The organism is Maribacter algae (genome assembly GCF_047345745.1).
Taxonomy (GTDB): domain Bacteria; phylum Bacteroidota; class Bacteroidia; order Flavobacteriales; family Flavobacteriaceae; genus Maribacter.
Genome location: NZ_JBLFES010000004.1, coordinates 140,132 through 166,232, shown reverse-complemented (window position 1 = coordinate 166,232; position 26,101 = coordinate 140,132). Strand labels below are relative to the sequence as shown.

Annotated in this window: 23 protein-coding genes and 1 tRNA gene; 13 read left to right on the top strand and 11 right to left on the bottom strand. The window is 37.7% G+C overall.

Annotated features, from left to right (window positions below):
* The first annotated feature begins 19 nt into the window (after window positions 1-19).
* The 4 genes from ACKWBX_RS15320 to ACKWBX_RS15305 are packed head-to-tail and all read left to right on the top strand — an operon-like array spanning window position 20 to window position 6,040.
* Window positions 20-2,455 (top strand): YfhO family protein, encoded by a 2,436-nt coding sequence (locus ACKWBX_RS15320; RefSeq protein WP_413969598.1) that lies wholly within the window; start codon window positions 20-22, stop codon window positions 2,453-2,455.
* Window positions 2,455-3,726, top strand: a complete 1,272-nt coding sequence (locus ACKWBX_RS15315) for a glycosyltransferase family 4 protein (protein WP_413969597.1) — start codon at window positions 2,455-2,457, stop codon at window positions 3,724-3,726. Before ACKWBX_RS15320 ends, ACKWBX_RS15315 begins: the two co-directional genes overlap by 1 nt.
* A complete protein-coding gene (locus ACKWBX_RS15310) occupies window positions 3,726-5,189 on the top strand; it encodes an oligosaccharide flippase family protein (protein WP_413969596.1) in 1,464 nt (487 codons plus the stop codon). The genes ACKWBX_RS15315 and ACKWBX_RS15310 overlap by 1 nt, the downstream gene beginning before the upstream one ends.
* A gap of 17 nt (window positions 5,190-5,206) precedes the next feature.
* Complete coding sequence (locus tag ACKWBX_RS15305; protein ID WP_413969595.1) at window positions 5,207-6,040, top strand: RluA family pseudouridine synthase; 834 nt, start codon at window positions 5,207-5,209, stop codon at window positions 6,038-6,040.
* 387 nt (window positions 6,041-6,427) lie between these two features.
* On the opposite strand, the gene ACKWBX_RS15300 is transcribed toward ACKWBX_RS15305, so the two are convergent.
* From ACKWBX_RS15300 to uvrA, 3 genes are all read right to left on the bottom strand, one after another.
* Complete coding sequence (locus tag ACKWBX_RS15300) at window positions 6,428-7,714, bottom strand: hypothetical protein (RefSeq protein WP_413969594.1); 1,287 nt, start codon at window positions 7,712-7,714, stop codon at window positions 6,428-6,430.
* A 123-nt stretch (window positions 7,715-7,837) separates the two neighbouring features.
* A complete protein-coding gene (locus ACKWBX_RS15295; RefSeq protein WP_413969593.1) occupies window positions 7,838-8,491 on the bottom strand; it encodes an alpha/beta hydrolase in 654 nt (217 codons plus the stop codon).
* Window positions 8,492-8,625: 134 nt separating this feature from the next.
* Window positions 8,626-11,403, bottom strand: coding sequence for an excinuclease ABC subunit UvrA (uvrA, locus tag ACKWBX_RS15290; protein WP_413969592.1), 2,778 nt, complete (start codon window positions 11,401-11,403; stop codon window positions 8,626-8,628).
* A gap of 245 nt (window positions 11,404-11,648) precedes the next feature.
* On the opposite strand from uvrA, the gene ACKWBX_RS15285 reads away from it, so the two are divergent.
* The 3 genes from ACKWBX_RS15285 to ACKWBX_RS15275 all read left to right on the top strand — a co-directional run bounded on the left by ACKWBX_RS15285 (window position 11,649) and on the right by ACKWBX_RS15275 (window position 13,373).
* Window positions 11,649-12,230 (top strand): RNA polymerase sigma factor, encoded by a 582-nt coding sequence (locus ACKWBX_RS15285; RefSeq protein WP_413969591.1) that lies wholly within the window; start codon window positions 11,649-11,651, stop codon window positions 12,228-12,230.
* A gap of 72 nt (window positions 12,231-12,302) precedes the next feature.
* Window positions 12,303-12,449 carry a hypothetical protein gene (locus ACKWBX_RS15280; RefSeq protein WP_413969590.1) on the top strand — a complete coding sequence of 49 codons (147 nt, stop codon included), beginning with the start codon at window positions 12,303-12,305 and terminating at the stop codon, window positions 12,447-12,449.
* A 342-nt stretch (window positions 12,450-12,791) separates the two neighbouring features.
* Complete coding sequence (locus tag ACKWBX_RS15275; protein ID WP_413969589.1) at window positions 12,792-13,373, top strand: RNA polymerase sigma factor; 582 nt, start codon at window positions 12,792-12,794, stop codon at window positions 13,371-13,373.
* 224 nt (window positions 13,374-13,597) lie between these two features.
* Here the strand turns inward: ACKWBX_RS15275 and ACKWBX_RS15270 are convergent, their stop codons facing one another.
* Window positions 13,598-14,263, bottom strand: coding sequence for an endonuclease III domain-containing protein (locus tag ACKWBX_RS15270; protein WP_413969588.1), 666 nt, complete (start codon window positions 14,261-14,263; stop codon window positions 13,598-13,600).
* A 52-nt stretch (window positions 14,264-14,315) separates the two neighbouring features.
* Here ACKWBX_RS15270 and bcp point away from each other — a divergent pair, with 52 nt between their 5' ends.
* Entirely contained in the window at window positions 14,316-14,768 is a 453-nt protein-coding gene (gene bcp / locus ACKWBX_RS15265; RefSeq protein ID WP_413969587.1) for a thioredoxin-dependent thiol peroxidase, read from the top strand.
* A 67-nt stretch (window positions 14,769-14,835) separates the two neighbouring features.
* Here the strand turns inward: bcp and ACKWBX_RS15260 are convergent, their stop codons facing one another.
* Window positions 14,836-16,299 (bottom strand): TonB-dependent receptor, encoded by a 1,464-nt coding sequence (locus tag ACKWBX_RS15260; RefSeq protein ID WP_413969586.1) that lies wholly within the window; start codon window positions 16,297-16,299, stop codon window positions 14,836-14,838.
* 174 nt (window positions 16,300-16,473) lie between these two features.
* Between ACKWBX_RS15260 and ACKWBX_RS15255 the strand changes: the two genes are divergently transcribed.
* Together ACKWBX_RS15255 and ACKWBX_RS15250 are read left to right on the top strand one after the other, a co-directional pair.
* Window positions 16,474-17,250: an MBL fold metallo-hydrolase gene (locus ACKWBX_RS15255; protein WP_413969585.1), complete on the top strand. Its 777-nt coding sequence runs from the start codon at window positions 16,474-16,476 to the stop codon at window positions 17,248-17,250.
* 43 nt (window positions 17,251-17,293) lie between these two features.
* Complete coding sequence (locus ACKWBX_RS15250) at window positions 17,294-17,788, top strand: hydrolase (RefSeq protein WP_413969584.1); 495 nt, start codon at window positions 17,294-17,296, stop codon at window positions 17,786-17,788.
* Here the strand turns inward: ACKWBX_RS15250 and ACKWBX_RS15245 are convergent.
* The 6 genes from ACKWBX_RS15245 to ACKWBX_RS15220 form a co-directional block, all read right to left on the bottom strand.
* A complete protein-coding gene (locus ACKWBX_RS15245) occupies window positions 17,785-18,444 on the bottom strand; it encodes an alpha/beta hydrolase (RefSeq protein WP_413969583.1) in 660 nt (219 codons plus the stop codon). The two genes, ACKWBX_RS15250 and ACKWBX_RS15245, sit on opposite strands and share 4 nt — an antisense overlap.
* Before the next feature lie 3 nt (window positions 18,445-18,447).
* Window positions 18,448-18,771, bottom strand: coding sequence for a hypothetical protein (locus ACKWBX_RS15240; RefSeq protein WP_413969582.1), 324 nt, complete (start codon window positions 18,769-18,771; stop codon window positions 18,448-18,450).
* Between the two features lie 83 nt (window positions 18,772-18,854).
* Window positions 18,855-19,277, bottom strand: a complete 423-nt coding sequence (locus ACKWBX_RS15235; RefSeq protein ID WP_413969581.1) for a hypothetical protein — start codon at window positions 19,275-19,277, stop codon at window positions 18,855-18,857.
* Window positions 19,278-19,318: 41 nt separating this feature from the next.
* Complete coding sequence (locus ACKWBX_RS15230; RefSeq protein WP_413969580.1) at window positions 19,319-20,575, bottom strand: dihydroorotase; 1,257 nt, start codon at window positions 20,573-20,575, stop codon at window positions 19,319-19,321.
* A gap of 27 nt (window positions 20,576-20,602) precedes the next feature.
* A complete protein-coding gene (locus ACKWBX_RS15225; RefSeq protein WP_413969579.1) occupies window positions 20,603-22,525 on the bottom strand; it encodes a BatA domain-containing protein in 1,923 nt (640 codons plus the stop codon).
* A 94-nt stretch (window positions 22,526-22,619) separates the two neighbouring features.
* Entirely contained in the window at window positions 22,620-23,627 is a 1,008-nt protein-coding gene (locus ACKWBX_RS15220; protein WP_413969578.1) for a glycosyltransferase family 2 protein, read from the bottom strand.
* Between the two features lie 190 nt (window positions 23,628-23,817).
* Between ACKWBX_RS15220 and ACKWBX_RS15215 the strand changes: the two genes are divergently transcribed.
* From ACKWBX_RS15215 to ACKWBX_RS15205, 3 genes are all read left to right on the top strand, one after another.
* A tRNA-Ser gene (locus ACKWBX_RS15215) sits at window positions 23,818-23,902 on the top strand.
* Window positions 23,903-23,981: 79 nt separating this feature from the next.
* Entirely contained in the window at window positions 23,982-24,737 is a 756-nt protein-coding gene (locus ACKWBX_RS15210; RefSeq protein WP_413969577.1) for a sulfite exporter TauE/SafE family protein, read from the top strand.
* A gap of 27 nt (window positions 24,738-24,764) precedes the next feature.
* A complete protein-coding gene (locus tag ACKWBX_RS15205) occupies window positions 24,765-25,961 on the top strand; it encodes a DegT/DnrJ/EryC1/StrS family aminotransferase (protein ID WP_413969576.1) in 1,197 nt (398 codons plus the stop codon).
* Window positions 25,962-26,101: the final 140 nt, after the last annotated feature.

Here is a 26,101-nt window from a genome sequence, read left to right as displayed (position 1 = left end):
ACCAATCATGGCTATTTAAATGAAAAAAGGTCTAAAATTCTTTTTAACCCATTTTTTTATTGTCGTATTTTTTGTGGTGGCGGCGTTGGCCTATTTCAGTCCGGTATTACAGGGAAAAGTAATCTATCAACATGATATTGCCCAATATACGGGCATGGCCAAAGAACGGAACGATTTTAAAAAGAACACCGAAGAGGAATCATATTGGACCAATAGTGCTTTTGGTGGGATGCCTACCTACCAGCTAGGAGCCAATTACCCGCATAATTATATTAAAAATTTAGATCGTTTAATTCGATTTTTACCAAGACCTGCAGATTATCTTTTTCTTTATTTCATTGGTTTTTATATTCTTCTGTGCTGCTTAAAGGTAGATTTCAAGCTCGCAATACTTGGAGCGCTCGCCTTTGGTTTTTCCACTTATTTGATTATCATCATTGGTGCGGGACATAATGCTAAAGCACATGCTTTGGGCTATTTACCATTGTTATTGGCCGGAATTGTGCTCGTGTTCAGAAAAAAGTATTTGTGGGGATTTGTACTCACGGCTTTGGCAATGGCATTGGAAATTGTTGCCAATCACTATCAAATGACCTATTACTTTATGCTTTTGGTATTGGTGTTGGGCGTGGTTTATTTTATAGATGCCATCAAAAAGAAGCAATTAAAGCATTTTTTTGGTTCGGTCGGTATTTTATTGGCCGCGGTTGCCCTGGGCATTGCTGCGAACGCCACCAGTTTATTGACAACTAAGGAATATGCGGATTGGAGTACCCGTGGTAAAACCGAACTGACTATTAATCCGGATGGGTCCCTAAAAGACAATACTGACGGACTTAGTAAAGCATATATCACAAATTGGAGTTACGGGATAACGGAATCCCTAAACTTATTCGTACCAAGATTATTTGGCGGGGCGAGCCAAGAAAATTTGGGGGAAGATTCAAAATCCTTCAATTATTTGATAGATAAAGGGTTGCCTAGAAGAAGTGCTTTGGATTTTGTGAATGGTGTGCCCTTGTACTGGGGTGAACAACCTGGTACTTCTGGCCCAGCTTACATCGGTGCCATCATCTTTTTTCTCTTCATACTAGGATTGTTTCTAGTGAAAAACAAACACAAATGGTGGCTATTATTTGGAGCGTTATTATCGCTTGTACTTTCATGGGGTAAGAACTTTAGTTTGTTGACCGATTTTATGATCGATTATTTCCCCTTATACAATAAATTCAGGGCAGTTTCCTCCATCCAAGTAATATTGGAACTTTGTGTTCCCATTCTGGCCATTCTGGCACTGAAAAAAATCTTTAGCGGTAAGGTCGATGCAAAGGATAAACTAACTTCCTTGAAGTATGCCGCTGGGGTGGTACTCAGTTTAGGAATTCTGCTTTTTGTGTTCAAGGGAATGTTCGATTTTATAGGCCCTTCCGATGACCGACTCCGAATGACGGGATTGGAGGAGCTTCCGGAAATGTTACGATTGGACAGAAAAGCGGCCTATACAAGCGATCTTTTGCGTTCCATGGGTTATGTCTTGGTGACGTGCCTGTTCCTTTGGTTATTTTTAAAGGATAAACTAAAAATGAACCTAGTTGTGGGAACTCTAGGTTTGCTTATTCTTTTTGATTTGGTCGGTGTTAATCTGCGATATGTGAACAGCGATAATTTTGTTTCCAAAAGAAAGATGCTGGAACCTTTTCAGGCTACTCCGGCGGATAAAGCAATTTTAAAAGATGATGGTGTTTTCCGTGTTTTTGACCAAACGGATGGTTTTGATTCGGCTAAAACAGCATATTTTCATCAAAGTATCACCGGATATCACGCAGCAAAACCTGCGGGTATACAAGATTTGTTCGATTTTCACGTATATCAAGGAAACCTTTCCGTTCTCAATATGTTAAATATAAAGTATGTAGTGCAACAGGATGAGGAGGGCAATAAATTTCCTATTGAAAATCCCAATGCCAACGGCAATGCCTGGTTTGTAAAAAACTTGCGCCAGGTTGCCTCCGCCGATGCCGAAATCAAAGCTCTGGATAGCTTGAACACTAAAGAAACGGCTGTGGTCAATACAGAAAAGTTCAAGAACCTAAATCGGTTTGATTATCAATTGGATTCGAGCGCTACTATCACACTCGTAGATTATAAGCCCAATCATTTAACTTACGAATCCAATAACCAAAATGCAGGTGTGGCCGTATTTTCCGAAATGTATTACAAGAATGGTTGGAACGCTTATATTGATGGGGAATTAAAAGACCATTTTAAAGTAAACTATGTTTTACGCGCGTTAAAAGTACCGGGAGGAAAACACAGCATAGAATTCAAGTTTGAACCTAAAGTTGTTGCCCAAGGAAGCCAAATAAGTTTGGCGAGTTCCATTATACTGGTTTTGGTTATTCTAGGAGGTATTGGCTTTTCGTTTTGGAAATCTAGAAAAGAGGAGGAATCCTGATGAAAAAAGTGCTGGTCATTACGTATTACTGGCCACCAGCGGGTGGTCCCGGTGTACAACGATGGCTAAAATTTGTAAAGTATTTTAGGGACTTTGGGGTAGAACCGGTAATCTACATTCCTGAGAATCCACATTATCCACTGACAGATACTACTTTTGAGAAGGATATTCCAGAGGATATCACCATTTACAAACATCCTATTTTTGAACCCTATCGTTTGGCAGGAATCCTATCCTCTAAAAAGACCAAGCGCATCAGCTCAGGAATCATTCAGACCAAAAATCAATCTGTTTTGGAAAAAATCATGCTATGGATTCGCGGCAATCTTTTTATTCCAGATGCTAGAAAATATTGGGTGCGGCCCTCTATTAAGTTTTTGTACAGTGTACTGGAAAAAGAAGGAATTGAAACGATTATCACAACAGGGCCTCCGCATAGCGTTCATCTTATAGGGCATTATCTGAAAGAATTTAAAAAGGTTACCTGGATTGCCGACTTTAGAGATCCGTGGACCTCTATTGGGTATCACAAAAAATTAAAATTGACCAAACTTGCTGAAAATCGGCATAAAGAACTGGAAAGTTTGGTTTTGAACAATGCCGATAAAATTGTAGTGACGAGCAAGACCACGCAAAAAGAATTTCAGCAGCTTACCAAGCGCCCCATTAAGGTAATTACAAATGGTTTTGATAGTGTAACTCCAATAAGCATAAAACTGGACGAAAAATTCACCATTTCCCATATCGGTTCAATGCTTACCGGTCGTAATCCTAAAAATTTATGGAAAGTACTTGCAGAATTGGTACAAGAGCATAAAGATTTTTCAAATTCATTAAAACTTCAATTTATCGGAGTGGTCAGTGAAGATGTATTGGAAAGTATCGCCAATGCCGGGCTAAAAGAATTCGTGGAAGTTTTGGGATATGTTTCGCACAAAGAAGCGTTAAAATATCAGCAAAAATCACAGATTTTGTTGTTGGCAGAAATCGACAGTCCCGAAACGGTGGGTATTATTCCGGGGAAATTATTCGAATATATGGCTGCGGCGCGGCCTATTATCGGTATTGGACCAGAAGGTTGGGAAGCGGCCAATATCGTTTCAGAAACCAAAACAGGGGCAATTTTTGAGTACAGTTCCCATTTTCAATTGAAAAATGTACTTTTAAATTGGTTTGAACAATACCAGAAACAGGCACTTTCCGTTTCTTCTCAGAATTTGAACCAATATAGTCGCAGGGAATTAACCCGCAAGCTGGTGGAATATATCTAATGGGCCTAGTACTAAAGCAATCTTTTAAAAATCTTGTAGTTACCTATATTGGTTTTGCTATCGGTGCTATAAATACCCTTTTTTTATACACCAATTTTATGAGCGATGAAAACTACGGTCTGGTACAGGTGGTGCTTTCCGTGAGTATGGTTTTAATGCCCTTTCTTGCTTTTGGCGTACCCAATACGTTGGTAAAATTTTATTCCAGTTTTAATCATAAAAAGGAACAGGAAGGTTTTCTTACTTGGATGCTGTTCTTGCCATTGGTTTTAATCGTTCCCATTGCGTTGTTAAGCTACGCGTCTAACGAATTTATCGGTGGATTTTTGGCCAAAAAGAACCCTATTGTAAAAGATTATGTATGGCAGATATTTTTGATCGGGATGGCCATGGCCTATTTTGAAGTTTTTTATGCTTGGGTACGAATTCAAATGAAGTCGGTCTTTGGAAATTTTATGAAAGAAATCTTCTGTAGAGTGGGACAGACAGTATTGCTTGTGTTGTTGTTATTTGAATATATCGGCATTGATTTTTTTATTAACGCCTTGGTCGGGTTCTATTTGCTACGTACCGTAATCATGAAGCTTTACGCTTATAAACTTCACATGCCCAAGCTAAATTTTAGTGTACCTAAGAACATGACCGCCATTTTAAAATATAGTGTATTGATTATTTTGGGAGGTTCCACGGCCATAGTTTTGATGGAAGTGGATAAAGTAATGCTCAATCATTTTCTGGAAATTGAAAACGTAGCGTATTATGGCGTAGCGGGTTTCATTGCCATAACCATTGCCGTTCCTTCACGGGCCATGCATCAAATCACCTATCCGCTTACCGCAGAGTATATTAATAAGAAAGATAATTCAGCACTTAAAGATTTATATCAGCGTAGTTCATTAACACTTTTTATCGTTTCAGGCATATTATTTTTATTGATTGTGCTAAACTTGAACGATTTGTATGAAATGATTCCCAAAGTGTATAGCGGCGGTGTTTTAATTGTATTTTGGATTGGGTTGGCCAAAGTGTATGACGCTTTACTGGGGAACAACAATGCCATTCTCTATAATTCTGATTACTATCGTTCCATATTGTTTCTGGGAGTTTTGTTGGCCTTATTGGCCATTGGTTTCAATCTTTGGTTGATTCCCGAATATGGACTTAATGGAGCAGCTGTTGCCAGTTTTTCGGCCTTTTTTATTTATAATACGTTGAAGCTGTTTTACGTAAAGGCCAAATTTAAAATGATTCCGTTTACGCGAGATACGGGAAAAGCCATGTTTTTGCTGATTGTACTTGGTGTGTTGTTTTACTATGTAGAGTTCTCTTTTCATCCTTTGATAAACATTGCTTTAAAAAGTATGCTGATGATATTTTTATATGTTTTTTTAGTGCTTCGGTTTAAAATATCCAAGGATATACAAAATGTGCTTTCCAAGTATTCTACCTTTTGGACATTCTAGCAACACATATTGTCCCGATGCAAACAACCCCCATCCGATTACAGGAATATGGTGTTGGAATTTTTAAAATGATACCAACTAAATCGGCCTTAAAAAAAGCAATAAAAACCGATTTAATTTGGGTTGATGGCAACAAAGCCAAAACAGGTACTTTTATCACTGGTGGAGAACGAATTGAATTACTGGAAAACATTAAACCAGAAACTTATAAAAGGTTAAACTTTTCACTAGAAGTAGTTTATGAAGATGATTACTTGGCCGTAATTAATAAACCTGCAGGAATTTTAGTTAGCGGAAACAAATTCGAGACCGTTGCGAATGCATTGGCACAAAATCTTAAGAAAAGTACACAACTTGATGCCGTTCAGCCTCAACCCGTACATCGGTTGGATTATCCTACGACCGGATTACTTTTAGTAGGTAAAACAAGCGGTGCCATCCTAGCATTGAACAAACTGTTTGAACAGAAAGAAGTTGTTAAAACCTATTTTGCCGTAACTATTGGAGAAACGAAGCCTAAAGGCACAATTAAAACCCCAATTAATGCTAAAGAAGCTCTTTCCGAATATGAAGTACTGCAAACGTTGAATTCGGAACGGTTCAAGTGTTTAAATTTGGTGAAACTATCCCCTAAAACAGGCAGAAGGCATCAGTTACGGAAACACTTGTCAGGTGTCGGAAACCCGATTTTAGGAGATGCTGAATATGGATTGCCACATCTCATTCTAAAAGGAAAGGGGCTTTACCTGCACGCCCAATCTTTGGAATTTATCCATCCCTTTGCTAAAAATAGAATAGTAGTGGAAAGTAAACTGCCTAAAAAGTTTGGGAAACTATTTCTTCGAGAATAAAGCGACTATTGTAAAGTCCCCTCTCCTTTGGGGAGATTTGGGGAAATTAAAAGAGACCCTTCTACGAGCCTGCGCTGAGCGGAGCCGAAGTGCTCAGGGTTAATTTGCTTTATTTTTTAGCATAAAAATAAGTTTCCGAAAAGTTTATAAAGATGTTTTATTTATTAAAAGCTAATTATGATTAAAGTCCCCTCTCCTTCGGGAGGGGATTTAGGGGTGGGGCCTAAAAAAGCCCCGCAGTGGACGAATCCGCTACGGGGCTAAACAACTAACCAACCTAAAAACTTTGTGCAAATCTATTTTGAAATTGCGGCTGCAATAAAAATAGGTTATGTAACGAATGCTGAGCGAAGTCGAAGCAACTAAGACCTCGCTCAGCAATTATTGTTATTGTCTTCTACTGCTTCTTACAGTAGCCGATCTTGAATCATTACTTCTTGAACTTCTGGAAGGCGCTTTGCTAACCGACCTGGAACTGGAACTTCTTTTTACCGTAGTCCTTGATCTGGAAGGTGCTTTGCTGACCGACCTAGTATTTGAGTTTCGCTGCGTTCTTGATTGCGCTACCGCTCTTTGCGTTCTACCATTATTACTGCGAACGTTCGTATTTCTGTTCACAGGTTTCTTATAGGTAGTAGTACTTCGTTTTACGGTAGTACTTCTTGGCGTACGGGTCACTTCTCTTTTGGTGACCGTTCTACCTTGATTGTTTCTTACAGTATTATTGTTTCCACGTTTTACTACTGTGGTATTTCGTTTTACTGTATTTGTTCTACCTACATTGTTTCTATCGTTACGTCCAGTATTAGCGGTTACTCTTCTATCCGAACTGGTTCTGTTCACGTTGCCTCTATCTCTCCGTACCGTATTGTTAGAACCCACTCTTCTCTCCGATTTAAAATTATTATCCCTTCTAGAAACAGTTCTGTTACTTCTTACATCACCACGGTCGGCAATGCTTCTGTTGTTTCGCAAGGAATTGTTATTTCTTACCGCAACTCTTCTGTCGTTTCTATAGACACGGGCTCTTTCTTGACGTACCCTATTGTATCTATGGGTCCTACCGATATTCACATACGCCCTTCTAGTGTTAAATCTATATGGGTTATAGTACGTATACCTAATTGGGGTATAGAACCTTCTATAAGGTCTGTTGTACACCAAACATAGGTTGACCGAAGGTCTTACGAACCATCTATGAAATGGACGGTACACATAATTTCTGTTATAGATATTGATGAATCCGGTATGGTAATCAAAGAATCCCCTGTTGTTATAAAAAACGGTCATTCCACCTAATCTGCGGACCCTACCATTTCTATAACGGATGTCCACATCACCGATTTGGCTCACTCGGCCATAGTAGTCGTAAAAGATAGGAACATTCTCTACCTGTATTACGGCTCCGTAATCATCATACTGAGCATATGGGTTATAATCGAATCCAGAATTAAATGTGATTCCGTTTCTGCGCCCTGTTACATAATCTTCTATGTAGAAGTCAAACTCACCATCTGGATAAACGGAAAACGTAATGCCATTCTCCACAAAGATGAAGGAGTTGTTATTTCTATAAGCATTGCGTAAGGCAACCTTATCTTCTACTGTACCGTTAGCGAACGCACCTGTAGTGCTAAAAAGTATCGCCGTAAAAAGGAGTACTAAATTCTTCATGATATAAGGTTTTAAACCTGCCCGACGGCAGGCGGGTTCTGAATGCAACTATTTACATTCTCTTACCTAATACCAAACAGCGTGCCAAAAATTAGATTATGAATATAAGATTCTGAAAATCAATTATTTGTAATTTTTATTTATAAATAGATTTATTCTTTTTTGGATAAGAATACTAACTTCTTTTGATTTATCTACTATCATAAAGTGTTCGCCATTTTTAATTAAATCAATTCGATAATTTCCTTTGGCTGGAATAAGTTTGTCATTTGTACCGTGAATTCTATATAAGTTTCTAGCGTTATGATTATTCTCCCAAGAAACCAATTTCGTAACAGCCCATTTAGCGAAGATTAAGTTGGTGTCATTCAAAATATCTTTGAGTAGCTGAGTTTTGGTTGTGCCAAAAAGAAACTTTGCAACTGCAATAGGAGGTTTAAAAAATCTTCTTGGAATTATTTTTATCAAATGTTTCAAGCCAAAAGTTTTATAAATTCTTGGTAATTCCATGCTTTTTGAAGCGGAGGAAATCAGAATGGTGAGTTTAGGATTTAGAAATAAACTAATTTCCTTAGCAATTAGCCCACCAAAGCTTACTCCAATAAGACAAAATTCTTCTCTCGTATCAATTTTTGCTGATAACCTATGAGCATATGCAGTTATTGATTCACTTTTTAAAGGTTGAATCCAATCTAGGTGAAGAATCTCCTGATTCAATTTTAAATACTGAAAAACTCTTTTATCCGCACCAAGTCCACTTATAGCGTAAACTTTCAATTGATTAGTAATTTTTATTCATAGTCTTCTGGTTTCCAAATCGAAGTTTTACTTCTCATGTCGGAATGACTGAGAGATTTTTGAGTCATTTCGAACCGAAAGAAATGAGCGTGAGAAATCTACAAATTAATCGGTTACAACTTCTCCTTTAAATACTTCGCGGTAAACGATTTTTTACTTTTTATGATTTCTTCTGGAGTTCCTTCCGCCAATAAGTAACCGCCATTTTCACCTCCCTCAGGTCCTAAATCGATGATATAATCGGCACATTTTATGAGTTCGATATTGTGTTCAATTACTACAATGGAATGTCCCTTTTTGATAAGGGCATTAAAAGATTTAAGCAGTTTTTGGATATCATGAAAATGAAGTCCCGTAGTTGGTTCATCAAAAATGAACAATGCTTTATCTTTTGTGGTCCCCTTCACTAAAAATGATGCTAATTTTATGCGCTGCGCCTCGCCACCGGAAAGGGTAGAGGAGGACTGGCCCAATGTCACATAGCCCAAACCAACGTCTTGCAAGGGTTTTAATTTACTTACTATTTTGGTTTGCTCCCCAGCCTCAAAGAAAGCAATGGCATCGTCAATGGTCATGTTTAAAACATCATCAATGCTGGCGTTATTGAAAGTAACTTCCAAAACATCTTTCTTAAAACGTTTTCCACCACAGGTATCACATTCCAAATGCACATCTGCCATAAACTGCATTTCTACGGTGATTTCACCTTCACCCTTACATTTTTCACATCGGCCGCCATCCACGTTAAAGGAAAAATGTTTTGCTTGGTAATTTCTGATTTTACTCAGTTTTTGTCCGGCAAATAGATTTCGGATATCGTCGTACGCTTTGATATACGTTACCGGATTGGAACGTGAGGAACGCCCAATAGGGTTTTGGTCCACAAATTCAACATGTTTTATATGCTTGTATTTTCCCTCAACCTCCGTAAACTGACCCGCTTTTTCACCATAACCGCCTACTTCTTTCAGAATAATAGGGTACAACAGTTTTTTGACCAAAGTACTCTTACCACTACCGGAAACCCCGGTGATTACGGTGAGCATATCCAAAGGGAAAGTCGCGTTTATATTTTTAAGGTTGTTTTCACGCGCCCCTTTTATGGTGATGTGATTTTTCGAAGTCCTTCTTTCTTCGGGAACGGCTATTTCCATAGTACCGTTCAAATAACTGGCGGTGAGCGATTTTGATTTTAATACTTCGCTAAGGCTTCCTTGCGCAACTATATGTCCGCCATGCGTTCCTGCTTCCGGTCCAATATCAATAACCTCGTCCGCGGCTTTCATGATATCTTCGTCATGTTCAACGACAATGACGGTATTGCCCAAATCACGAAGTGATAACAATACTTCCACCAAATTTTCAGTGTCTTTGGGGTGGAGCCCAATACTCGGTTCGTCCAAAATATACATGGAACCAACTAGGCTACTTCCTAAAGAGGTTGCTAAATTGATGCGTTGGCTCTCCCCTCCGGACAGCGTATTGGATTTTCGGTTTAGGGTAAGATAACTTAGACCCACTTTATCCAAAAAACCTAAACGGGTATTAATCTCCTTTAATAGTCTTTTAGCAATTTGGGCATCATGTTCGCTCAATTGCAGCTTATTAAAAAAAACGATCAGCTTTTCTATGGAAAGTTCTACTAATTCGGAAATATTGGTGTTGCCAACTTTTACATAGTCCGTCTCTTTGGTCAAACGCCTTCCTTTACAAACGTTACATTTTGTTTTTCCGCGGTAACGGGAGAGCATCACCCTATTTTGAATTTTATAGCTTTTTTCCTCTAGCATTCCAAAAAACTTGTACAACCCAATAAAATAATCATTGCCATCCCATACCAGTTGTTTTTGGTCTTCGGTAAGTTCAAACCAGGGTTTATGAATCGGAAAATCAAATTTGTAGGCGGCGTTTACCAATTGGTCTCGATACCAACTCATACTCTCGCCTCGCCAAGGAAATATTGCATTTTCATAAATGGAAAGCGCCGTATTGGGAACGACTAAATCCGGGTCAATTCCTATTACATCACCATATCCCTCACATTTAGGGCAAGCCCCATAAGGATTGTTAAAACTGAAAAGATGCACATTGGGTTCTAAAAATTGCATTCCATCTAATTCAAACTTATTACTGAATACGGTTTTTTCTCCGGTTTCCAGCATTTCTATACTACACTGACCTTTTCCTTCAAAAAAAGCGGTGTCCGTTGCATTGGCCAATCGATTATAGAAATCCTCATCGTTTTTTGTAATAATACGGTCTATGACCAAATCAAATTTCTTCCCTATATCCTGTGGTGCTTGGTCTATTCTTATGACTTTGTCTTCATATTTTATTCTAGCATATCCTTGTTTGGAAAATAATTGTAATGATTTTAAAGTATCCCTATCCTCACGGATTTCAATAGGAGCCAATAAAAGCAGTTTTGTATTTTCAGGAAAGGATCTTACGTGCTCAATTACATCGGTCACTGTATCTTTTTTCACCTCTTTTCCAGAAATTGGGGAAAAAGTCCTTCCGATACGGGCGTACAACAGCTTTATATAATCGTAAATTTCTGTTGTAGTGCCTACGGTAGATCTCGGATTTGTAGAATTTACCTTTTGTTCAATCGCAATGGCAGGCGCTATTCCTTTGATATAATCTACTTTGGGCTTGTCCAATTTTCCTAAAAACTGTCTGGCATAGGAAGAAAGACTTTCTACATACCTTCGTTGTCCTTCGGCATATAGCGTATCAAAAGCCAAGCTGGACTTTCCGGAACCTGAAAGCCCCGTGATGACAACCAACTTATTTCTAGGAATGACTACATCGATATTTTTAAGATTATGCAGTTTTGCACCTTTAATAATGATGTTTTCTTTGGGATTTATTTCAGTAAGTAACGTCATAGCATTTTATCGATGGGCAAAGATACAATATGGGTTTTTCTTGACCGAGGAAAAGCTTTTCTTCCTATTTATAGGTCCCTAAATTTTCACATTTTTTTGTGAGTATCATTTTTTTTCTATCTTTGGAATCCTAATAAAATCTAAAATAGCCTATACAGCACAATTACTTTTTAAGTTAGAATAGTAACCCACAAGACCCTTTTTCTTTGAATTAGGGCCAAGTTTTAACCCCAAAAGTAAAGGCTATGAATCTACAGATCGAGGATTCCCAACTAGTAAAACAATACATTAACGGAGATGAGCGTGCCATAGGTCAGCTCATAAACAAACATAATTCCCGGCTTACAGGATTTATTTATTCCAAAGTTGGCGACCGTGAATTGACCGAAGATATTTTTCAGGATACATTTATGAAAGTGATACGCACGCTCAAGCGAGGTGCTTATAACGAGGAGGGAAAATTTCTACCATGGGTCATGCGTATTGCACACAACCTTATTATAGATCATTTTAGAAAGAGTAACAGAATGCCTATGTATGGTGGCGCCGAGAGTTATAATATTTTCTCTTTGATGGGCGATGAGCATTTGAACGCCGAAAAGCAATTGATAAAGGATCAGATCGATACCGATCTGGTAACTATGATCAAGCAATTGCCCGAAGATCAACAGGAAGTACTAGAGATGCGTATATATAAGGATATGAGTTTCAAGGAAATATCCGATAACACCGGCGTTAGTATCAATACGGCTTTAGGAAGAATGCGCTATGCCCTGATCAACCTTAGAAAGCTGGTTGAAGCAAATAGTATAGTTTTAACGAATTAATTGGTCACAGGTCGATTGGATCTATTATATTGAAATCTGTAGCGTTTTACAATTGAAACAAACCGGAAGGATATGGAGAAAATTTACGCCAAGAGAAACGAAGACCAATGTAAGTTAGTAAAAGCCAAACCAGAAACTATTAGGTTTTTGCTGGACTATTCCAAGTCATTAAAGGTAACGGAAGCAAAAGGGATAACCTTTGAAAGTAATTTAAACTAGCTATCCCTTTTATATAATATAAAGAAGCCCTTGGTAGAAATACCAGGGGCTTTTGTTTTGTGTCATTTTATATCATGGCATATAAGAATCCTTTCACGCCTCTATCCATAAATTCTTGTGGGCCGGCCCAAGGACTGTATTTCATTTCCCACGCAACTATCAAAATTGCGCTTTATTGTATTGAAAAATACTTTTTCGTTGTTTCACATCATAAATGAGCTATTTGACAACATACTTTTTCCTACAGGAGGGCTTTTATCTAGTTTTATATCAGAATTAACAACAAAACAGTATTACTAACAAGATTCCCAAAATCTTTAACCAGCAAAAGAAATGACTGACATGGAACTACAAATTGAAGACTCAGAATTAGTAAGAGATTATATTAGCGGTGATGAAAAGGCACTGGAGATTTTAATCAACAGACACAATCAACGTATCACAAGTTTTATCTACTCTAAGGTGTTGGACAGGGATATTACGGAAGATATTTTTCAAGATACTTTCATTAAGGTCATTAAAACGTTGAAAAGAGGTAGATATAGTGAAGAAGGTAAATTTTTGCCTTGGGTAATGCGCATTTCGCATAACCTCATTATAGACCACTTTAGAAAAAACAAAAGAATGCCAATGTTCGAAGGAAATGATGATTTCAATATCTTTTCCGTAATTGGCGACGATAAGCTAAATGCTGAAAAGCAGTTGATCAAAGATCAAATCGATACCGATTTGAGAGAATTAATCGAAGAATTACCGGATGATCAAAAAGAAGTTCTTTTAATGAGAATTTATAAGGATATGAGTTTCAAGGAAATCTCGGAAAACACCGGAGTTAGTATCAATACGGCACTTGGAAGAATGCGTTATGCATTGATCAATCTTAGAAAAATCATAGACAAAAACAATATTGTTCTTACAAACTAGGAAGAGTCTAAAATAACATAAACAATATTTCCAATTTAGTTGCGTTAAATTAATGTAACAAGATTGGAAATATGGAAAAAATTTACTCTGATTATCAAGAACAAACCGAGTTTAACAAAGTCTGTCCCAAGACTATCAACTTTTTGTTGAGTTTTTCTCAGGCGCTTTATGAAATTGAGCACAAAGACCTAAGGTTTGAAACCTTTTTGAATTAAAAAATCCCGCTATTTGCGAGATTTTAGCTTTTTATAATAGTCGTTCAAGACTGTTTTCCTACCTATTGTTTTGGTAATGACGTCATTATCAAGATTCCAACCTCGTGCCGGAGAATATTCCCTTCCGTACCAAATAATCTGCAAATGCAAATCATTCCATAATTCTTTGGGAAACAATCGCTTGGCATCTCTCTCGGTCTGTACAACATTTTTTCCGTTAGAAAATCCCCAACGATACATTAATCGTTGTATGTGTGTATCTACCGGAAATGCTGGAATACCAAAAGCCTGCGAGACGACTACACTTGCCGTTTTGTGGCCTACGGCAGGTAACTCTTCCAATAACTCAATATCCTTGGGGACTTCTCCGTCGTATTTTTCTATTAAAATTTTGGAAAGGCCATAAATACCTTTGGATTTCATTGGCGATAGTCCTACAGGCTTAATGATTTCCCGTATTTCTTCTACCGAAAGTTTTACCATATCAAACGGATTGTCCGCTTTGGCAAATAATAAAGGGGCAATTTTATTGACCCGTACATCCGTACTTTGAGCGGACATTAATACAGCGATCAATAATGTATAAGGGTCTTTATGGTCTAATGGAATTGGAATTTCTGGATATAATTGTTGCAAAGTTGAAATTGCAAACGATACCTTTTCGGTTTTTGTCATTTTTGTCTAACTTTGTTTTAAATATTTTAAACAATATTAAAATCAAATCTATATGAATACTTTAAAAGTAGGAGATAAAGTTCCTGCATTTTCTTCAAAAGACCAAGATGGCAATACTATAAATTTATCCGATTATTCAGGAAAGAAACTGATTGTTTTTTTCTATCCTAGGGCAAATACTCCGGGTTGTACAGCAGAAGCCTGTAATTTAAGGGATAACTACAAAGAATTACAAGACGCTGATTATGAATTACTTGGAGTAAGCGAAGATTCGCAGAAAAAACAATTGAACTTCAAGAATAAGTATGAATTTCCTTTTCCCTTACTGGCAGATGAAGACCATACGGTCATTGATGCCTTTGGTGTTTGGGGCCTAAAAAAATTCATGGGCAAGGAATACGACGGCATCCATAGAAAGACTTTTATGATCGATGGGGATGGAATTGTGACCCGAGTGATAGATAAGGTGAAAACCAAAGATCACGCTGCACAGTTGTTAGACTAAACTATAAAGATGCTCAAAAACAAAAGCCCCTCAAATAGGGGCTTTTGTTCTTTATATGAATGCTTTTTTAAACTTTTTCCTCTGTTGTAGCTTTAATCGTTTTTCGCGTAAACAGATTTTTTTGTTTAATGATTTCCGCAATACCTTCTGGAAGCATTTCTTCCCAACCGTCCTCACCGTTTGTTAATTTTTTAAGTACGTCACGAGAGAAAATATGCATGATTTCCGGTTCATAGTCGATAATGTCCATCACCTTTCCGTTATACTTGAAGAATTTGTACAATTCCTTCATTCTAGGATGCACTTTTACATTGTTACTGGTCATTACCTGCCCGGTATCCGGATTTTTCATTGGGTATAGATACACTTGTAAATCCTTGAAGAACAGTTTTCCAAAGGCCTCCAAAATACCACCGCTTAAATGACGATAGTACTTCTCGTCAAAAATATCGACTAAATTATTGACCCCCATCGTGAGGCCAATTCTATTTTTGGTGTAATTATTAAAGTATTCTACAACCTTGTAATATTCTTGGAATTTGGAAATCATTACCGAATGGCCCAAAGAGCATAGTAGTTCGGCGCGATCCATGAAGTCCTGTTCGTCTATTTCACCGGAAGCTTTCAGATTGGATAAAGTGATTTCAAAAATCACGATACTATTATCCTGATCAACTTGCGGATCACGAATGAAAATATCATAGGATTTCTGGAACATGTCCAGATTCACTTTGGTTACAGGTCTAAAACTACCCCGTAACGCCAAAATATTCTTTTTATAGAGTACCGCTGCAGGAAGGAGGTTGTTACCATCCGGGCCGAACATCACGGCATCGGTCATATCATTTTTAATAAGTTGAAGACTCATCAACCTATTATCCACATCTTTAAAGTTGGGACCGTTGAAATTGACCATATCAATCTCCACTGTATCCTTATCAATGTGGTCGTACAGATACTTAAGCATTTTCTTGGGCTTATGGTATTTGTAAAAAGCACCGTAAATTAAGTTAACGCCCAATATACCTAGCGTTTCTTGTTGTAGTCTTGCTTCATTTTGTTTAAAACGAACATGTAGGATAATTTCATCAAATTCCTTTTGATCAGGACTCAATTGGTAGCGAATACCAATCCATCCATGACCTTTATATCGTTTTGAAAAATCAATGGTCGCTACTGTATTTGCATAGGAAAAAAACAATCTTTCAGGATGTTCTTCGCGACTAATACGCTCTTCCATCAGTTGCATTTCATAAGAGAGCATTGTTTTTAGGCGAGCTTGGGTAACATATCTACCATCTTTTTCCACTCCATAAATAGCATCGCTAAAAGCCTTGTCATACGCACTCATTGCTTTGGCAATGGTGCCCGAAGCCCCACCTGACCTAAAAAAATGTCTAGCTGTTTCTTGACCTGCTCCAATTTCCGCAAAAGTTCCGTAAATATCAGGATTTAGGTTTATTCTCAGCGTTTTGGCCTTTATTGAAGGTATATTTTCAAAGGCGGTATTTTTCTTTAGAAATGAAGCCATTTTTAATGGGTTTGCTTTTTAACAAATTTATAAATAACAGTTCACCTAATAGTTAAACTAATTGAAAAATATAGGATACTTTTCACTTGGTTAAGTGCTTACATAGAATTGTTATGACCCTTAGAAAACGTAGGATTTTCAAATTTTATATAAATAAGGATTAAATTTGCGTGCATGGGGCAAAATCTTAAAATCACCTTTTTAGGCACGGGTACTTCGCAAGGGGTGCCGGTCATTGGAAGTATGCATCCAGTTTGCCTTAGTGATGATAAAAAAGATAAGCGATTGCGCGTTTCCGTATTAATATCTTGGGACCATTATAATTACGTAATTGATTGTGGCCCAGACTTTAGACAGCAAATGTTGACCCAAAATATTACCAAATTGGACGGGATTTTGTTTACACACGAACATTCTGACCATACTGCGGGAATAGACGATATACGCCCGTTTTTCTTTAGGCAAGGAGATATCCCCATTTTTGCAAGGAAAAGAGTCATAAAAGCCCTAAAGAAGCGATTCGATTATATCTTCAATAAAAAGGATAGATATCCGGGAGCACCAGCCGTAAATATTAATTTTGTGAAAAAAGATGTTTCCTTTCAGTTAAGCGGAAAAAAGATTATTCCTATTGAAGCGGAGCACAATCGCTTGAAAGTATTTGGATATAGGGTAGATGATTTTACTTATCTCACTGATGTTAAGTCAATGAAAGAAAAGGAAATCGAAAAGGTGAAGGGAAGTAAAGTCCTTGTTGTGAACGCGTTGCGGGAAGAATCGCACCACTCTCATTTCAATTTAAAAGAAGCTTTGGATTTTGTTGAATTGATAAACCCTGAAAAAGCCTATTTTACGCATATAAGCCATTTATTGGGATTCCATAAAGAAGTAGAGGAACGTTTGCCAGAAAACGTACATTTGGCCTATGATAACTTGGTAGTCAATGTTTAATATTATTAGAACTTTAATCGGGAAACCATAATCTAGCAATTCTATGAAGAACAAAATTTTTCTATATCTTTTTATTTTTGCGGCTTTGATAGCTCTGTATTTGTTTGTGAGTAGCGGTAAAATGGCCGATGCCAATAGGGAAAAAATTGAAAAATTGAATTTGGAGATGGTCCTCTTGAAAGATTCCGTGCAGCAGGCCGATCTCAGAGTGCTGGAGATGCAATATTTTTCACTTGATAATAACGATGATGCCTTGGCATATTATGACTATTTAGAATTGAAAAATCCTTCGAGATACATTGCCGATAAACTTTTGGAAACCAATGAGCAAGAAGGGGATAACCCTTTGGTGCCCTATGAGGGGATGCATAATGATTTTAAAATCAATAAAATCAAAGTGCTGAACCATAAATGGATTTTGGCCGATTTTTCCGATGGAAAATATTGGGGGGAAATCTTAATAAAGTACGAACTAAAAGACGATTTAGGGGTTGATTTTACTTTAATGGACCATTTATTGTATACCCGAAATAATTAAATCTTATCCGCTAACCACTTTTTGAAAGCATAGAAATTTTGAGGAATCACTCCATGTCCTGATGGAAACTCCTCATATATATGGTCAATTTCTAGGGCAGTCATTAATTCTGGCGCTTTCTGCGCCCATTCTATCGGAATTACTTGGTCTACTTGACCATGGGAAGCATATATTTTTAAATTTTTGAAATCGTTTTTCCGATAACCTTCCACCAATATTTTTTCATTGATATACCCACTCAGCGCAATCACATTTTTCATTTTGAAAGGGTAGGAGAGTGCCACGGAATAACTCAAAATTGTCCCTTGGCTAAAGCCTAATAAAGTAATATTGCCAGTATCTAGGCCATATGTAGTACAGGCTTCGTCTATAAATGTCACAATTTTTTCCCTTGACGCAATAGCTTGTTCGTCATCGCTCCACTTTCCGTTTTGGGCATCAAAATTTATAGCATACCACGCGTACCCAAAAGGTTGTAGAGTGTATGGCGCCCGAACCGAGATAATACATAACTTTTCCGGTAATTCCGAAGCAAATGAAAAAAGGTCTTCTTCATTGCTACCATAGCCATGTAGCATGAAAAGCACAGGGGCTTTTTTATCCTTAATATTGGATGGTCTAATAATGTGTTCTAGGGATAGGGGAGCTGTCGTCATAGGTTATTGAATAAACGTGAACCACTTTTGAAAGTGGTTTCCAAGAAATGGGATGGAATGTTTTTTTAGGGAAAGGGCTCCAATAAAACCATAGCCCCATAAAATGGAATAGCAAAGAAAGAGGCCCATTGCAGAATAGGCATTACCATAATTACTGGATAAAATTCCGAAAGCAATAAAAAGGAGATGTAATCCAAATGCCTGCCGATTGTGAAAACGAGCGAATTCATGCTTAGGTTCCGCATTCATTGAGATGGCTATCAGAGCTCCGACAATGGTAAGGTAAGCTATGATAGCGGTGGTTTTTCCTTGCACTTCATTTTCCATAAACCAAAAGTAGTTGAACTGAATATTTTGGACAAAAAAAGAGACTCAAAATGAGTCTCTTTATATATCCGATACGGTTATAGTTACCCCAAGAACATGATGCTTGAAATAATGGCCCAAACCCCTAATATGATGGCGGCGATACCAAATTTACCCTGTAATGGCGCTAATTTTGCGCGCAATTGCTCTCCTTTTTTCATGGCTTCTTCGTTTTTGGATAAAAGCAATGTCTGAATCATACCATATCCCAATAAAAAGCCCAGCACTGCGGTAACAACGCTAACACCAATCCAGGTAATCCACCAAATTGGCCAAGTGGAAAGTATGCCTATATTTAAGATAGCGCTAATAATTCCCCAAATTCCCCAGATACAAAAGCCAAGACCTATCCAGCCTTGATAAGGAGTGATTTTGTCCAAAAGCTCTTGTGCATTCGGTTTTTTTGATAATAATAAAGAAGGTACTGCCAGTATTCCAAGGATTACTAATGAAATTCCATAAAACATAATTCAAATTTTAGTTGGTTAACCCATATATAACTAAAATTTTAACAAAATAGTATCTGATTATTGCCTATGGTGCCTAATACCTTCCCTTTTAGCTTTTCACCCAAGAATACACTGTTTTTGGAAGATGAAGAAATATGCTCATTTTTCATTACGTAAGAAGTCTCCGGAGCAAATAGGGTAAGATTGGCTTGCTCTCCTTCTTTTAGCACAGGTATTTTGATTCCATAACGCTCTCGTCCTTTGGAAAGCAGTTCAATGGCTTTTTCAAGTCCAAATAGCTGATTCATGATACCAAAAGCACTTTCGAGGCCTATGGTGCCATATTCGGCATTGTCAAACTCTACATGTTTTAATTCAACATTTAGCGGAGTATGGTCAGCGCTAACAAAATCTATGGTCCCGTTTTCCACTCCTTTGATGAGTGCCTTTACATCTGCTTTTGTTCTAAGGGGAGGCAGCATTTTAAAATTGGCATCAAACTCTTTTAGCGCGTTATCGTCGAAATATAAATTATGCAAGGCAACACTGCAAGTAACATCCAAGCCCTTCTTTTTCGCATTGGAAATAAGTTTTACGGAACCTGCGCTCGAGATGGTGGGAATATGCAATTTGCCCCCGGTATATTCCAGAATAAACAAATCCCGTGAAATTTGAAGTTCTTCGGCCAAGGAAGGAATTCCCTTTAATCCCATTCTGGTAGAGATTTCTCCTTCATTGACGATTCCCTTTCCGGCTATTTTATTATCCATGGGGAAAGAATGAACAAGACCATCAAAATTCTGCGCGTACTGCAACGCTATTTTTAATAAATTGGAATTTGCCAAGGAATGCTTATAATCATAAAAACCAACGGCCCCGGCATTTTTCATATCATATAATTCCGCAAGGTTTTCCCCTTTGGATGACACCGTAAGGTTTCCAAGCGGATGCAAATTTGTCAAATGTCCTTCCGATGCATTTTTGAAAAATATAATTTGACCACTATTGTCCGGTAACGGGTTGGTATTCGGATTGAGTATGATATCTGTAAAACCACTTTTTGCAGCGGTAGCCAGACCATTGGAAATGGTTTCACGCTCCTCGTATCCTGGTTCCCCAAAACAAACACCAGTATCCAACCAACCTACGGAAACATGTAAATTTTCATATTCAAAGACCTTCGTTTTAGCGGGAGGTTCAATTGAAGCGGCTATTTTAACTATAACCCCATTTTTAATGAGGATATCCCTCTTTTTTAAGTGAATATCCTTGGCAGGGGCATGTACTATTTTGGCCGATTTTAGGAGTATGTTCATTTACGTATGTGGTTGTTCATTAGTTGGTTACTTCAGAAACCGTTGAAGCATTGTTTCAATTAAAACAAACAACAGTGCTAAAATAGCAAACCATTTCCAAAACTCATTTATACTGTTGTTTTTTTGGACATCTTGAAAAAAATCAGGAATCGCATCATAAATATTTATATTGTTTGCAAGCGATATATCAGTGTATAGGAGTTGACTTTCCTTTCTATCATAATTAAAACTGATTAGCTGCTGAATGTTTTCCTTGTTCTTTATTTCGAAAATCCCATTTTCTTTAGGGTTTTCCTCAAAAAGAAGCTTCACTTTTTTAGGCAGTGCCCGTTGTTGCGGAATAAATTCATAACCTTCTTTTGAAACTTTTAAAATGTTATCTTGAGAAAGTGAGATAGGGATTTCAACCTCCGCCGTTTGACCAATTGTGTGATACAATGCGGGAAGTTTTAAACTATTTATCGCCATGTTGTAAAAGGCAGGAACGATTAAGGGCGAATTTTTAAAGTTTGAATTTTCGGTTGATATCGATGCAGAAAAACAATAGAAAGTGCCGTTTCCCGTCAAAAATGATTCATTGTTCTGAAACCGAAGCGCAGTTCTCATATTTGCCTTCAATCTATAATAACTTGATACCTTGGGGTATTGAAAATCAGCTACCTTTCTTTCAAAAACATTTTGAAACAACGGGTGTTCTAAAATGACCCCCGACACTTTTGCCTCTTGACCTATTTTTTCCTGAAAGCGAGTATTGGCGTAATTATTGGTAAATTGATTGTAGGAGGTATAATCAATATCTTTTGCCGGAATGAGCACAACGCTCCCCCCGTCTTTGGTCAATGATTCTATCGCGTTTGCCAACGCAGTCGGAATCCGCTCTAATTCATTGAGCACCACCAAATTTTGTGATGCTATTTCGCTATAGTTTAACTGGTTTAAACTGGTTTTTTTAAAGTCGAATTCTTCTTGATCATAAATTTTATTTAAGTAACCTGTTTCCGTTTCGCCAATGGCTAAAACCTTTATTCTTTCCGGGGTACTGATGTTAAAAAAGAATTCGTTGTCATACTCCAAACCAGTATCGGAGATGATGATTCGTCCATTTATCGGTTCTCCATTGGGTAATGAAAAAGAAACGGAAGCTTTTTTATTGGTACCAAATTTAGCTGCTGTTTTGGCAATAAGTTTATCTCCGTTATAAAGTGATACCGGTATGCTTTCCGTAACCGTGTTGGTAGATAGGGTAGCTACCAATTCAATATTATCGGTATTCATGGTTTGCAGATAGAGCGAATCTATGGAAGCATTTTCAATTTTTCCGACGGAAGGTTTTATAAAATAAATATTCTCATCGGTCTTCCTATCGGATGGTAATTCACCCATTCTTTGCTGAAAATCTGAAATGAGTATGGTATTGTGTTGTGTATCTTTGGAGGAATTAAAATAGTTTTGTGCCTTTAATATAATTTCTTGGATAGATAGCTGCTTCGTAGCAGGTTCAATATCCAAAAGATCATTTTGAATATCCTTTTTGGTGACGTTCTTGAATACTTGATTATTGGTAAATAGGGTAAACTCTAGTTCTTCGGGAATACTTTTTAAAAAGGATTGTACTATATTTTCAAGTAGCGTGCCCGAGTCTTTTTTGACCTGCATACTGAAAGAATTATCCAAATAAAACACATTTTCTTTAGCTTGTAAAGCCTCTTCTTTGGCACTGAACGGTTGTGCGAAAGCCAATACCAAACCTGCCAATAAAAATAACCTGGTGCAAAGGATAAGCCATTTTTTTATAGTATTGCTCTTCCGGGATTCACTCACTACCTTTTTTAAAAACTTTACGTTCGTAAAAGGAGTTTTTTTGAACCTTCTAAGCTGAAAAAGATGGATGATAATAGGAATGAGGAGTACTAAAAGAGCCCAAAGAATTTCCGGATGTTTAAACTGCATTCCTTTTTTTGATTGAACAAAGATAGTTAAATCTTAAAAGATGTTATCGTATCAAAATGCTAAAGAAAACTGTAAATAAGTGGTGTTTTTATTTTTAACAAAAGAAAAAGTAATCTTTGGCAGGAACTTGTTCAAGTGAATGAAAATAGTTTTGGATTTCCTTCTGTTCGGCCTCGTTGGCCACCGTGATAATAGTTTGTGGATTTTTTATGGTTTTTAAGATGGTAAAAGGAAGCATTTCCTTCCCGTAAATTTCTTTTCCTATTTTTTTTGGGTTATCACAGATCCAATGAAAAGGGATATTTTTCTCGACCAATTTCTTTGCAATTTCCTTTCCTTTCTTTCCAGCTCCCCATAGCACCAATGGTTTTTCTGGATTATAATCCAACGCAAGAAAATAATGCAGTTTTATGTCCAAAAAATAGTTCTGTGCGTAGTGCTCGCTGGTTCTGGAAGTACGGGAATCATAATCACGCCAATAATGCAGCACCGTATCGCAAGGAATACACTTAAGACTGTTTTTGTAAAACCGAAACGCTAAATCATAATCTTCCGGATAGCGATTGGGATTAAAGACATCACATAGGTCCAAATCTTCTTTAAAGACCATCCAACAGGGCGATGGAATCACGCACTCTTTGTAAATTTCCGCATAGTTATTTCCTTTTTCGGTCAACTCGTTCAGCCAATGTTCATAGCGTTCATAGCCATTGTTTATCCCTTTTTCCGAGAAGTATTTCACCTGACCAATGGCTATATGTCCTTTCCCATGATCTAAGAGTGAATTAACCATCACGCTTATTTTATCCGGCGTCATAATATCGTCCGAATCCATTCGAGTTATCAGCGTGCCGTCAGCTTGTTTATAAGCCATTCGCAAAGCCTCTATAATTCCTTTTCCGGTATTGTTCAACACTTTAAAACGAGGGTCTTGTAGGGCGAATTTTTTGGCAATTTCCAAACTTTTATCCGTAGAGCCATCGTTAACGGCAATGACCTCCCAGTGCTTATATTGTTGGTTTGCAATAGACTTTAGACATTCCAATAGATAATCTTGTGTATTCTTAAAGGGAATGAGTATGCTTACAAGGGGTCGATTCATTTGTTTTGAACAAGTTACATTGGAAAATTACGATGTAAAATTGCAGAAGCCATACCTTTTGATTGAAAATTAATTTAAGAAAAAGCCTTTATAGAATAGAAAAAGCTTTCTATATTTGCACCCGCCAACGCAATGCCTCTGGCATCGCTTCGGCGGGCAAGTCCGCTAATAGGCAAACGCAACAGACACTGGAGAAATGGCAGAGTGGTCGAATGCGGCAGTCTTGAAAACTGTTGAGGGTCACACCTCCGGGGGTTCGAATCCCTCTTTCTCCGCTAAAACCTATAACGAAAGTTGTAGGTTTTTTCATTTTAAAAAACTGCTGCTAATTTTTTCCCTTGTATTTTTGCGCTCATGCAAGAATGGTATCATTACCCATTACTTATTTTGGTCGGTTTTGTAGTAGGCTTTATCAATACATTAGCAGGTGGTGGGTCATTATTGTCGTTACCGGTTTTGATTTTTTTAGGGCTACCTCCAAGTGTTGCCAATGGAACCAACCGTGTGGCAATCATCATTCAGACCGCAATGGCAACAGCGGGCTTCAAAAGCAAGGGTGTTTCCACTTTTCCATTTAATATTTATTTAGGTATCGCGGCATTTTTGGGTTCTATTATTGGGGCTTATATCGCAGTGGATATTCCGGCTGAGCTATTTAATAGAATTCTAGCCATCGTAATGATAAGCGTGGTATTGATTATCATTTTTGGTCCCAAACTGAACAATCAGCATCAAAATGAACGGCTCACTGGCAAGTATCTTTGGGTAGGTATTGTGGTATTCTTCTTTTTTGGAATTTATGGAGGATTTATAAATGCTGGATTAGGTTTTTTGATGCTGTTATTTTTGCATTATGTAAATCATATGACTTTGGTCAGAGCTAATGCCACCAAAGTGGCAATTGTTTTTATTTATATGCTTTCGGCACTCGCTGTTTTTGTATTAAACGATAAAGTCAATTGGAAAATAGGGTTGATTTTAGCCGTGGGGAATGGAACGGGAGCTTGGGTGGCGAGTAGATTTTCCGTAAGGAAAGGGGATGGATTTATCAAAACGTTTTTAGTTGTAGTAGTTGTTGCTATGGCGGTAAGACTTTGGTTTTTTGTGTAATATTACATTGGATTTTAAAATAAAAGAATGCCTGGATTTGAGTTGTTTGGTGAGCAAGAAAAAAAGCAAGTACAAGATGTACTGGATTCTGGAATATTAATGCGCTATGGTTTTGACGGGATGCGGAAAGGGCACTGGAAAGCCAAAGAATTGGAAAAGGCACTAGCGGATAGAATGCAGACTAAACACGCCCAACTGGTAAGTAGTGGCACAGCAGCTTTGTCCGTGGCATTGGCCAGTGCTGGTATAGGTGCGGGGGACGAGGTTATTATGCCCACGTTTACTTTTGTGGCCAGTTTTGAATCCATATTGGCTATTGGGGGCATTCCAATTTTAGTTGATATTGATGATACGTTGACGCTCTCTCCTGAAGCTGTGGAAAAGGCAATTACGGAGAAGACCAAAGTAGTCATGCCCGTACACATGTGCGGATCTATGGCAGATTTAGGTGCTTTAAAGAAACTTTGCGATGAATATGATCTATTGCTTTTAGAAGACGCCTGTCAGGCCATAGGGGGTAGTTATGACGGCAAACCGTTGGGAAGTTACGGCGATATAGGTTGCTTTTCGTTTGATTTTGTAAAGACCATTACGTGCGGGGAAGGTGGCGCACTTATCACGAACAATGAATCTTTTTACTTGAACGCCGACCATTATTCCGACCATGGCCATGATCATATTGGAACGGATAGGGGAGCGGAGTCGCATCCCTTTTTAGGATATAATTATCGTATTTCCGAGCTGAACGCTGCGGTAGGTTGTGCACAAATAGAACGGTTGGATGAATTTTTGGCGATTCAAAAAAAATTCTATTCTATATTAAAAAATACGCTCCAAAATATAAAAGGTATCACTTTTAGAAGAGTACCTGAAGGAGGTGTGGAAAATTATTCCTTCTTAAATTTCTTTCTTCCTACGGAAGAAAAGGCAAAAGAAGTGCATGGTGCCTTGGGTAAAGCAGGAATAGATGCTTGTTTTTACTGGTTTGATAACAATTGGCATTATTACCGGAAATGGGAACATCTGACACATCTGACTACTTTGGGAAAATTATCGGAAGAAATAAAAACGCAATTACCGGATTATACAAAAGCCGATTTTTCAAAATCCGATGCCTGGATGGGCCGCGCGATATCCTGTCTGGTCAAAATAGGTTGGTCCGAAAAAGAAGTAGAAGCTCGAGCTAAAACCATGGCCAAAGTCATTGAAGAATGTCTGCATTAATTTGATGTAGAGTAGTAAATCGTTACTATTAAATTTATAATTTTCCGGTAAGTGTAAGATCGAGCCTTTCGACTTCGCTCAAGATAAACTAAAGTCGAGATCTAATTTCAAAGTACAAAAAGTTCTCGATTGCGCTCGAA